General features: G+C 68.1%; 11 protein-coding genes. 4 read left to right on the top strand and 7 right to left on the bottom strand.

Annotation, left to right across the window (positions count from 1 at the left end; translation table 11 throughout):
- Positions 1 to 45: 45 nt before the first annotated feature.
- Entirely contained in the window at positions 46 to 306 is a 261-nt protein-coding gene (locus TBIF_RS25965) for a hypothetical protein (RefSeq protein ID WP_024793868.1), read from the bottom strand.
- Positions 307 to 345: 39 nt separating this feature from the next.
- Entirely contained in the window at positions 346 to 948 is a 603-nt protein-coding gene (locus TBIF_RS24360; protein WP_024793867.1) for an MTB12 C-terminal domain-containing protein, read from the bottom strand.
- Between the two features lie 214 nt (positions 949 to 1,162).
- Here TBIF_RS24360 and TBIF_RS05570 point away from each other — a divergent pair, with 214 nt between their 5' ends.
- The 4 genes from TBIF_RS05570 to TBIF_RS05555 are packed head-to-tail and all read left to right on the top strand — an operon-like array spanning position 1,163 to position 5,228.
- Entirely contained in the window at positions 1,163 to 2,266 is a 1,104-nt protein-coding gene (locus TBIF_RS05570; protein WP_024793866.1) for a thiamine pyrophosphate-dependent enzyme, read from the top strand.
- A gap of 23 nt (positions 2,267 to 2,289) precedes the next feature.
- Entirely contained in the window at positions 2,290 to 3,252 is a 963-nt protein-coding gene (locus TBIF_RS05565) for an alpha-ketoacid dehydrogenase subunit beta (protein WP_024793865.1), read from the top strand.
- Positions 3,249 to 4,433: a dihydrolipoamide acetyltransferase family protein gene (locus TBIF_RS05560; protein ID WP_024793864.1), complete on the top strand. Its 1,185-nt coding sequence runs from the start codon at positions 3,249 to 3,251 to the stop codon at positions 4,431 to 4,433. Before TBIF_RS05565 ends, TBIF_RS05560 begins: the two co-directional genes overlap by 4 nt.
- Positions 4,434 to 4,481: 48 nt before the next feature.
- Positions 4,482 to 5,228 (top strand): HNH endonuclease family protein, encoded by a 747-nt coding sequence (locus TBIF_RS05555; protein WP_084611551.1) that lies wholly within the window; start codon positions 4,482 to 4,484, stop codon positions 5,226 to 5,228.
- Here TBIF_RS05555 and TBIF_RS05550 read toward each other — a convergent pair.
- From TBIF_RS05550 to TBIF_RS05530, 5 genes are all read right to left on the bottom strand, one after another.
- Positions 5,225 to 6,088, bottom strand: coding sequence for a patatin-like phospholipase family protein (locus TBIF_RS05550; protein WP_024793862.1), 864 nt, complete (start codon positions 6,086 to 6,088; stop codon positions 5,225 to 5,227). The two genes, TBIF_RS05555 and TBIF_RS05550, sit on opposite strands and share 4 nt — an antisense overlap.
- Before the next feature lie 59 nt (positions 6,089 to 6,147).
- Positions 6,148 to 7,392, bottom strand: a complete 1,245-nt coding sequence (locus TBIF_RS05545; RefSeq protein ID WP_051461363.1) for an MFS transporter — start codon at positions 7,390 to 7,392, stop codon at positions 6,148 to 6,150.
- A gap of 91 nt (positions 7,393 to 7,483) precedes the next feature.
- Entirely contained in the window at positions 7,484 to 8,896 is a 1,413-nt protein-coding gene (locus tag TBIF_RS05540) for an NAD(P)(+) transhydrogenase (Re/Si-specific) subunit beta (protein ID WP_024793860.1), read from the bottom strand.
- On the bottom strand, positions 8,896 to 9,243 hold the full coding sequence (locus tag TBIF_RS05535; RefSeq protein ID WP_024793859.1) for an NAD(P) transhydrogenase subunit alpha part 2: 348 nt from the start codon (positions 9,241 to 9,243) through the stop codon (positions 8,896 to 8,898). Before TBIF_RS05535 ends, TBIF_RS05540 begins: the two co-directional genes overlap by 1 nt.
- Positions 9,243 to 10,358, bottom strand: a complete 1,116-nt coding sequence (locus TBIF_RS05530) for a Re/Si-specific NAD(P)(+) transhydrogenase subunit alpha (protein ID WP_024793858.1) — start codon at positions 10,356 to 10,358, stop codon at positions 9,243 to 9,245. Before TBIF_RS05530 ends, TBIF_RS05535 begins: the two co-directional genes overlap by 1 nt.
- Positions 10,359 to 10,542: the final 184 nt, after the last annotated feature.

Below are 10,542 nucleotides of genomic sequence, written 5' to 3'. Positions count from 1 at the left end.
TCTACGACTATTGGCGTGTCTCTCCCCAAACCGCCAGCTCACACGCTATCTAGACGACTTTGACGGCACCCTGCACCGGTCCCCGAGCGTCCCGGCCGTGAGCATCAGGCTCGCGAAAACCAGCGTGTAGGAGTTCACCACCCACTGCAGCGAGATGACTCCGGCGTGGAGTTCGCTCTGGATATTGCCGAGGGCGACGCTCACAATCGTCGTGTCGAGGAAGGTCAGGAACAGGACCAGGCAGACCGTGGTCAAGGCGATACCCGAGGATTTCGCCCGGCCGCCCACCCGCTCCACAGTGCCCATCCGACTCACCCCGCTCCAGCTGAGGCCTCAGTCCAGACCTCAGTTGGTGGTTACCGCGCCCGTAGTCGACTCTCCTGAGGCCCCCGGCAGTTGAACGCCGACGCACTCCGCTGGCGGTGTGCCGCCGTTCTCCAGGGTGAGGAGGTCGCAGAAGGTCGCCGCGGAGACTTTCCACGTGCCGTCCTCCTGTACCGCTACTCCGGTCTGGTCGGCCAGGACCGACTTGCCGTCCATCAGGATCGAATAGGTGACCGACGCCTGCCCGGGGTCGGTGCTCAGGAGACCAGAGACGGTCGCCGTGGTCGCCGTCGCCAGGCCCGACCCGGCCTGTGCATCCACCGTGGCGGTGAAATTGGGCGCGTCCTGCAGATATTCCAGTTTGGTCCCCGCGGGCGACGCCCCGGCGAAGAAGGTGGTGAAAGCCGTGGTGATCGCCTGCTCATCGTCGGCGGACAACCCCGTCGCCGCGTCGGAGCCGGGGGTCGGGGCCGCTGTGGAGCTGACGGTGCCAGGCGGGGTCGACGAGCTCGGGGAGCTGCTGCTCGCGCAACCCGCGCTGAGTGCCAGTGCCGCGACCGCCAGCGGCGCGATGACGAAGGCTGCAGCCTGTGCGGGATATGAGCGTGAACGTGGAAGATCCATGGCCTCCCTCTCCGTTGTGCGACCTCATGTGATCTTTATCTACTCCGATTTCACCGGAGGCGAAAGACCGGAGATTCCCGAGGGCCTTGCGTCGCGGCCAATTTGGGGCATCCTGGAGTCACGGATGTTCACGTTCGATCGATGGCCCCAGCGCGGGCGTCTCCGCCGCCGCCGGCCCTCACGAGCAGTCCACTGGCGGAAGGGAGGCGGCGAGATGCGCAGCACCCCGCCCGGCCAAGAACGTGCCGAGACCATCGAGATCCTGCGGCCGGACGGAGTCCGCCTCGACTCCGGTGAGCACGCGCGGCTGATCGCCGACGTGGACGGTCCCGCCTTATTGGGCCTGTACCGCGATCTGCTGCTCCTGCGCCGGGTCGACAACGAGTGCATGGCGCTGGCCCGCCAGGGCGAGCTCTGCCTGTGGGCCCCGATCGCGGGCCAGGAGTCGACACTCGTCGGCTCGCTGCGGGGACTACCAGCACAGGACTACCTCTTCATCAGCTACCGCGAGGCGACCCTGGCCTACCTGCGGGGCGCGACGCCCGCCCAATTGCTGCCGATGTGGCGGGGCAGCGCCTTGGGCGGCTGGGCGCCAGACGAGATCAACACGACGAACCCCAGCATCATCGTGGGGGCTCAGGGCCTGCACGCCACCGGCTACGCGATGGCGGCCAGCCTGCAGGGCGCCGACGTGGCAGCGGTCGCCTACTTCGGCGACGGAGCCACCAGCCAGGGCGACCTCAGCGAGGCCCTGAACATCGCGGCGGTGCACATCGCCCCGGTGATCTTCATCTGCCAGAACAACCAGTACGCGATCAGTGTCCCCGTCGACCAGCAATCTGCGGTGCCGCCGGTGCAACGCGCGAGCGGGTTCGGGATACCGGCGGTCCAAGCGGACGGCAACGACGTGCTCGCGATGCTTGCCGTCAGCCGGCAGGCGGCGGCGCATGTGCACGGCGGCCATGGCCCCTTCTTCATTGAGGCTGTGACCTATCGGATGGGCCCGCACACCACCAACGACGACCCCAGCCGCTATCGCTCCAGCGCGGAGACAGCGCATTGGGCGGAGCGCGATCCCATCGACAGGCTGCGCCGGCACCTCCAGGCGCAGGGCCACCTCGACGATGCCGCGACCTCGCGTATCGAGGACGAGATCGACACTGCCGCAGCGCAGTTGCGGAGCGCGTGCCTATCGCTGCCGGATCCCACCGCGGCCAGCCTGTTCGAGCACGTCTACGCCGGGCCGCACGCGCTGCTCCAGGAGGAGCGCGCCGACTATCTCGCCTTTCAACAGCGTCTAGAGGGGGTGCGGCCATGACCGCGACACCAACCACCATGGCCATGGGCGCCGCCATCGGGGCAGGACTGCGCCGCGCACTCGACGCGGATCCCACCGTGCTGCTGATGGGCGAGGACGTCGGCCGCCTCGGCGGCGTCTTCCGCGTGACCGAGGGCCTGCAGAAAGATTTCGGCGCGAAGCGGGTGATCGACACCCCGCTCGCCGAGTCCGGCATTATCGGCACCGCGTTCGGCATGGCCCTGCGCGGTTTCCGGCCAGTATGCGAGATTCAGTTCGACGGCTTCATCTACCCCGCGTTCAACCAGATCGTGGCCCAAGTCGCCAAGATCCACTACCGCACCGCCGGGGCCGTGCAGATGCCGCTGACCATTCGCGTCCCCTATGGCGGCGGTCTGGGCGCGGTGGAACACCACGCGGAATCCCCCGAGGCCTACTTCGCCCACACCGCCGGACTGCGGGTGGTCACCCCGTCCTCCCCGTCGGACGCGTATTGGATGATCCAGGAGTCCATCGCGGATGACGACCCGGTGCTGTTCTTTGAGCCCAAGCGCCGCTACTGGGAGAAGGGTCCCGTGGACACGGTTACCGCGCCGGATATCTCCCTGCACCAGGCGCGCATCGCGCACCCGGGCGGGGACGTGACGCTGGCGGTGTACGGCGCCCTCGTCGCCACCGCCCTGGCCGCGGCTGCCCACGCCGGCGCAGACGGGCTAAGCGTGGAGGTCATCGACCTGCGGTCCCTATCCCCCATCGACTTTGACACCATCGAGGAGTCCGTGCGCCGTACTGGCCGGCTGGTCATCGCGCATGAGGCGCCCGTGTTCCTCGGCCTGGGCGCGGAGGTCGCGGCCCGGATCACCGAGCGCTGCTTCTTCCAGATGGAGGCCCCGGTCCTGCGGGTCGGCGGCTTCCACATCCCCTACCCAGCCTCGCGCGCGGAATCACACTACGTGCCGGACACCGATCGTATCCTCGACGCCGTCTATCGAGTGGCGGCGCTATGAGCGCGGCGCAGCAGTTCCGCCTGCCCGACCTCGGCGAGGGCCTCACGGAGGCCGAGCTCGTGAGCTGGCAGGTGCAGGTGGGCGAGGTGGTGGAGCTGAACCAGCCCTTGTGCGAGGTGGAGACCGCAAAAGCCTTGGTGGAGTTGCCGTCCCCGTTCGCTGGGACTGTGTCGGCGCTGCTGGTCGAGGAAGGCGAGACCGCCCAGGTGGGCGACGCGCTCATCGAGATCGCGGCCACCCCGACGGCGCCGACCGGCTCGGACAAGGGCATCCTCGTGGGGTCGGGCCCCCTCCCACACCGTCCCAGCCGCCTGCGCCGGGCCGACTATCCGTCTAGGTCCGAAGTAGGGGGAAGCCGGGCCAGCGCCAAACCTGCGGCGCGAAAGCTCGCCCAGGAGATGGGGATCGACGTGACGACCCTCGAGGGATCGGGGGCCGACGGGGTTGTCACCATCGACGACGTCCGGGCATCCGGCGGGACCGAGGACAGACAGACCCGCCGCCCCGTCCACGGGGTCCGCCGGGCCATGGCCGAGGCCGTCAGCCTGAGCGCCAGCACTACTCCGCAGGTCACCGAGTTCCTCACCGTGGACGTCACCGCCTCGGTGGACCTGCTCCGAGAACTGCAGGCCAACAATGATTTTCGCGACCTCAAGCTCACACCGCTGACGCTGGCCGCACTCAGCCTCCTCACCGCTCTGCCCCGCAATCCGGAGCTGAACTCCAGCTGGGATGCGCACAATCAGGAGGTGATAGAGAAGCACTACGTGAACCTCGGCATCGCGGTCGCAAGCCCGCGCGGACTCATCGTGCCCAATATCAAGGACGCGGACCAGTTGCGCCTGCGCGGGCTGGCGCGGGCCATCGAGGACCTCACCGAAGCCGCGCGGGCGGCCACCACGCCACTGGCGGACCTCACCGACGGCACGATCTCCATCACCAACGTCGGTGTGTTCGGCATCGACACCGGCACCCCCATCCTCAATCCCGGAGAGGCGGCCATCCTCTGTCTCGGGGCCGTGGCCCAGCGCCCCTGGGTGCACCACGACTCCGTCGCCGTCCGGCAAGTGACCACGCTCGGATTGACCTTCGACCATCGGCTCGCGGACGGCGAGCAGGCCGCCCGGTTCTTGGCGGCGATCGGCGCCGGGCTCGAGAATCCGCTGCGACTGTTGGGGTGAAGCGGGCTCTGGCACACTGTCCCCACGGCAATCCGGGGGGGATGCGCAATGGCGGACAGGGCTACGGCAGACCGAGTCACGACGGGTGGGCAGTTCGCGACGAGGGCAGCGGGCCTGGGCCTGCTGGTCCTCTTGGTGATCCTGATTGCGCGCTGCGATCGCGTGCCGCTCCGCGCCGATCTACCCGCTCCGGGCAGCCCCGACCGGGCGGCCATCGAGGTGCTATTGGCCGCCGCGGAGCGGGTCCCGGAACGGGTGCGCGCGCCCGGGTATCAGCGGGGTTGCGGGGCGGGCGAGGGGTGTGTGTTCGGCCCGGCGTGGTCGGACGACACGGATGCCGAGGCGGGCCGCAACGGCTGCGACACCCGCAACGACGTGCTGGCCAGGACGCTCGATCAGGTCGAGTACCGGCCCGGGGCCAGGGACTGCGTGGTGGTCGCTGGGGTGCTGGCCGACCCGTACTCGGGTCAACTGTTGGAGTTCACCAAGCAGGACGCTGGCGCGGTGCAGATCGACCATGTCATCCCGCTGGCGGCCGCCTGGGACCTCGGCGCCCATGACTGGCCGCTGGAGTTGCGCCAGCGGTTCGCCAATGATGTGGCCATCAATCTCCTGGCCGTCAACGGCCCAGACAATCAGCGCAAGAGCGACGGCACCCCCGCCGAATGGCTGCCAGCCAACCCCGCGTACCGCTGCTTCTACGCCGGCAAATACCTGTCTGCGGCGGTTGCCTATCGGTTGCCGATCACCGACGCCGACGAGACCGTGCTCCGCTCCGTCGCGGCCCGGTGCTAGTTGTCGCCACCCACCGGATGCCGATGCGGCACCAGTAGTCGCTCCTGCCCGGCGAATCCCGCCTCGCCCGCCAGCCAGTCCGCGGTCTCCTGCTCCGCCCGCCGCATCAGGTCCGCCGCCTGCGAGAAGTCCGCCGGGTTGACGGCGACAGGGCACAGAGGCGGCACCAGCCGCAGATCCACCAGCCCCTGGCACGACTCGATCTCCGCAGCCATCTGGGCGTTGAGCGCCAATTGCAGGCCCCGCAGCATCATCTCCAGCGCCGAGTGCGGCGGCCGGCTGATCGGGCAGGAGGCCCCGGTCGGCAGAACCCAGACGGTGTTCGCGCCCAAGGACACCGCCTCCCGGATCGGGAGGTTCTGCACCGCCCCGCCATCGATGAGCAGCCGTCCGCCAACCGGCACCGGCGGGAAGATGCCGGGAATGGCGGCGCTCGCGGCTATCGCGTCGACCGCCGGGCCCGCGGACAGCCGCACGCTGCGGCCGGTCAAGACATCGCTGGACACCGTGTGGAATGGGATCCCGGCGAGTTCAAGATCGGGGAACTTGATGTGCTCGCGGATCAGCCGGCGGAACCGGCGCGGCGGAACCAGATGGTCGCGTCGCCCCAATACCCCGGCGATCCCCGTCAGCGGATCCGCGGGGAAGACCTTTGCGCGGGACATAGACCGCCAGAGCCCCGCGAGGCCGTCTAGGCTCGCGGCGCTGTACTCACCCGCAATCCAGGCCCCGTTGACAGCGCCCACCGACGTCCCCACGATGACGTCCGGAATGATGCCGGCCGCCTCCAATGACTTCAGCATCCCCACCTGGATAGATCCCAGGCTCGCGCCGCCCGACAATACGAATGCCGTGGTCATCTCGCCTCCTCGTGGTGCTCGCGCCAGCACCGAGTTCCACGGTAGCCCAGGGTGGGCCGCTAGCCGACCCGCTCGTCCTCCACCGCAGATTTTGGCAGTGTCTCCTGTGCCCGCAGCCACGGCAGCAGCGCCAGCAGAAGTATGATCCCGGTGAACGCGAACGCTGCCCGATAGGACAGGTGCTCCACCAGTAGTCCGGCCAGGATGGGGCCGATGATCGCGCCGACGTCGGAGACCATCTGAAATGTTGCCAGTACTGGGCCGCCTCGGCGATGGGACCCGATGATGTCCGCGACCGACGCCTGCTGCGGGGCGTTGAGCAGTCCGGTGCCCGCGCCCGCGACCAGGCAGGCAAGCAGCAAGGTGATGTTGTCCGCGACGAATCCGAGCCAGATCGTCCCCATGCCGGCCACTGCCAGGCCGGCGATCACCAGCGGTCTACGCCCCCGCTGATCTGCCAGCCGCCCGGCGGGGATCAGCGCGATGGTGTTGCCCACCGCGAACACTGCCATCGCGATGCCGACCAGCAGGCCGCTACCCCCCAGCGCCACCACGAACAGCGGGACCACAGCCACCCGCACGCCGAACGACGCCCAGCCATTGGCGAAACTCGAGCCCAGCGCGGCGCGATACGCGCTGTTACCCAACGCTTCTCGCAGCCGCATCGGCGGTTGCTCCGAGCCGCCCTGCGCGCCCCCGCTCGGGTGAGCGTCCCGCAGCATCGTCCACACCACGGCCATCGCCACCAACAGGGCGACCGCGTAGATCGCGAACGGCACCCGCATGCCGAGGAACTCGGACAGCACTCCGCCCAGGACGGGGCCAAACATATTGCCGATCAGAAACGCTGACGCGTACAGCCCGCTGATGCGGCCGCGGGCGCCGGGATCGGCGAGCCGCACCAGCAATCCCATGGCGGAGACCGTGAACATGGTCGAGCCGATACCGCCGAGGCTGCGGAAGACCAGGAGCTGCCAGTAGGAGTCCGCGAACGCACAGGCGCCCGTCGACACCGCGACGATGAACAGCCCGATCAGGTAGACCGGCCGCTCCCCCAGCTTGGAGACCAGCTTGCCGCTGGCTGGCGCGAAGATCAGCCGGAAGAAGGCGAACGCGCTGATGATGACGGTCGCGGCCGTCACGCCCACGTTGAAACTCGCAGCGTATGCGGGCAGCACCGGCGCGATCAGTCCGTAGCCGATCGCGATAACGAAAGCCGCGGCCACCAACACCCAGATGGACCTGGGCACAGGCACACGGGCGGGTTTCGGGTTCAATGCACAGTCCAGTCGTCGTCGGGCCATTCTTAGTCGAGCCATAGCAATCATCCCCGTGTCTCCCTTGGCGGGAGACACGGGGATGATTGCGGTGGAAACGTGAAGCGCTACCGCCCGTTTAGAGGGCCTTGAGCTCCTCGGTGACCTCGCCGACCGACTTCTTCGCGTCGCCGAACAGCATCGAGGTGCCTGTCGCGGTGAACAGCGGGTTGTCGATACCGGCAAAACCCGACGACATCGAACGCTTGAGCACGATGACCGACTTCGCCTGGTCCACGTTCAGGATCGGCATCCCGAAGATCGGCGAGTTCGGATCGCTGCGCGCGGCCGGGTTCGTGACATCGTTGGCACCGATGACCAGCACCACGTCGGTGCGGCCGAACTCGCCGTTGATGTCATCCATCTCCTTGAGCGCGTCATAGGAGACCTCGGCCTCCGCCAGCAGCACGTTCATGTGCCCGGGCATACGGCCAGCGACCGGGTGGATCGCGTACTTGACCTCAACACCCTTGGCCTCGAGCATGCCCGCCATCTCCTTGACCGCGTGCTGCGCCTGCGCCACGGCCATGCCGTAGCCCGGTACCACGATGACCTGGTTCGCGTACGCCATCTGGATCGCCGCGTCCGCCGCGCTGGTGGCCTTGACAGTGCCGCCCGAGGCGCTGGCGGGGCCGGCCTCGCCGCTGCCCCCGCCGAACCCGCCGGCGACGATCGAGATGATCGAGCGGTTCATGGCCTTCGCCATCAGGTTCGTCAAGATGGTGCCCGACGCGCCGACGATCATGCCGGCGACGATCATCGCCGTGTTGTTCAAAGCCAAACCCGCGGCTGCGGCGGAAAGGCCGGTCAGCGCGTTGAGCAGCGAGATGACCACGGGCATATCCGCGCCGCCGATCGGCAGCACCACCATCAGGCCCAGGACGCCCGCGGCGACGAGCACGCCGACGATCCACCACTGGGAGACCCCGCCGGTGCCGGCGCCGATGCCGATGACCACCGAGAAGGCGATCGCGGCGATGAGCAGCAGCGCGTTGAGCGGCTGCTGCGCACGGCCGAAGCTGATCGAGTGCCCGCCGATGAGCTCCTGGAGCTTCGCGAACGCGATGACCGAGCCCCAGAAGGAGATCGAGCCGATGATCGCCGCGAACAGCGAGCCGACGATGATGTGCACGTTCGGCGTGTCGTCGAGGTTGCTAAAGCCCGAGGACGTGACGAACTCCGACCACGCGATCAGCGCGACGGTGCCACCGCCGACGCCGTTGAACATGGCGACCAGCTGCGGCACGGCCGTCATCTTGGTGCGCAGGGCGGGCGGGATGCCGAGCACGCAGCCCACGACCAGTCCGGCGATGATGATCCACCAGTTGTTGGTGTCGCGGATGTCGATCAGGGTGGCGACGATGGCCAGGACCATGCCCCAGCCGGCGATGTAGTTGCCGCGCACCGCCGTCTTCGGGCCGGTCAGGCCCATCAGGCCGTAGATGAACATCGAGAACGCGATGATGTACAGGATGGTGACGAGGTTGTTCATCAGGCGTCACCCTTCTTTGCGTCGGCGGCCACGGCGGTAGAGGCTTTAGCGGCGGCGGGCTTGGTCTTGAACATGGCCAGCATGCGGTCGGTGACGACAAAGCCGCCGACCACGTTGAGCGTGCCGAAGACAAGCGCGATGAACAGGATCACCTTCACGCCCCACGGGGACTCATCGGGCAGGTGGCCGAGGACGACCAGCGCGCCGAGCACGACGATGCCGTGGATGGCGTTGGTGCCCGACATCAGCGGGGTGTGCAGGGTGTTGGGCACCTTGGAGATGACGGCGAAGCCGACAAATCCGGACAGGACCAAGATCGCAATGTTCGCGAGTAGATCGCCGTACATCAGTTCGCCTCCTTCTCGCAGGTCACGCAGGCGCCGGCGATGATCTCGTCATCGAAGTCCGGGGCCAGCTGGGCGTTGTCGTCGAGCATCAGCTGCAGGAGCTCTTGCACGTTGCGCGAATACAGCTCGCTGGCGTGCTCGGGCATCGTCGCGGGCAGGTTCAGCGGCGAGCAGATCGTCACCCCGTGCTTGACGACGGTCTGGCCGGGCTCGGTGAGCTCGCAGTTCCCGCCGGTCTCACCGGCGAGGTCGACGATGACGCTGCCGGGCTTCATGCCCTCGACCGCCGCGGCGGTGACCAGGCGCGGCGCGGGCCGGCCGGGCACCAGTGCCGTGGTGATGACGACGTCGAAGCTCTTGATGGCGTTCTCGAGGGCCTGCTGCTGCGCGTCGCGCTCGGCATCGGTGAGCTCGCGGGCATAACCGCCCTCGCCCGCCGCGTCGATCCCGAGGTCGAGCCACTGCGCGCCGACGGAGCGGACCTGATCGGCCACCTCCGGTCGCACGTCGTAGCCGGTGGGCCGCCCGCCCAGGCGCTTCGCCGTGGCGAGAGCCTGCAGGCCGGCCACGCCGACGCCGAGGATCAGCACGGTCGCGGGCTTGACGGTGCCCGCGGCGGTGGTGAGCATCGGGAAGAAGCGGGTGGACTCCGAGGCGGCGAGGAGCACGGCCTTATAGCCGGAGACGTTGCCCTGTGAGGACAACGCGTCCATCGCCTGGGCGCGCGAGATGCGCGGGATCGCCTCCATAGCGAAGCCCTGCACGCCGGCGGCCTTGAGGGCCGCGATGCCTTCGGCGTCGCCGCGCGGGTTCAGGAACCCGATCAGCGTCTGCCCGGAGCGCATGCGAGAGACCTCGTCCTTGCTCGGCGTCGCCACCTTCGCGATCACCTGCGCGGACCAGGGGTCGCCAAGTTTGGCGCCCGCCTGGGTATACGCATCGTCTGGGATGAGTGCGCCCAGCCCGGCACCGGATTCGACAATGACGTCGACTCCCATGCGGGTGAGCTTCTCGACAACCTTAGGTACCAAGGCCACGCGGCGCTCGCCGTCGTTCGTTTCCCGAACAACGCCCACCGTGCAGCCCTGAGCCTTTGCGCTCTGTGCTGTTTCCAAGTGTCCGAACTTTCTGCGATTCGAAGTGCAACCTGTCTCGTCCCCAACTGTGGCGGTCGCGCCACGAGTGCGGGACTAGCCCGACATTGGCCAGGGGATCGGGTGACTATAACTAAGGAATGCCACTCTCGCGCAAACCTACTGTCCACAGGGACCCGCAATAGCACCGAATCGCAAGTATTAC

Source organism: Tomitella biformata AHU 1821 (assembly GCF_000524475.1).
Lineage (GTDB): Bacteria > Actinomycetota > Actinomycetes > Mycobacteriales > Mycobacteriaceae > Tomitella > Tomitella biformata.
This window is presented reverse-complemented; position numbering and strand designations above follow the sequence as displayed.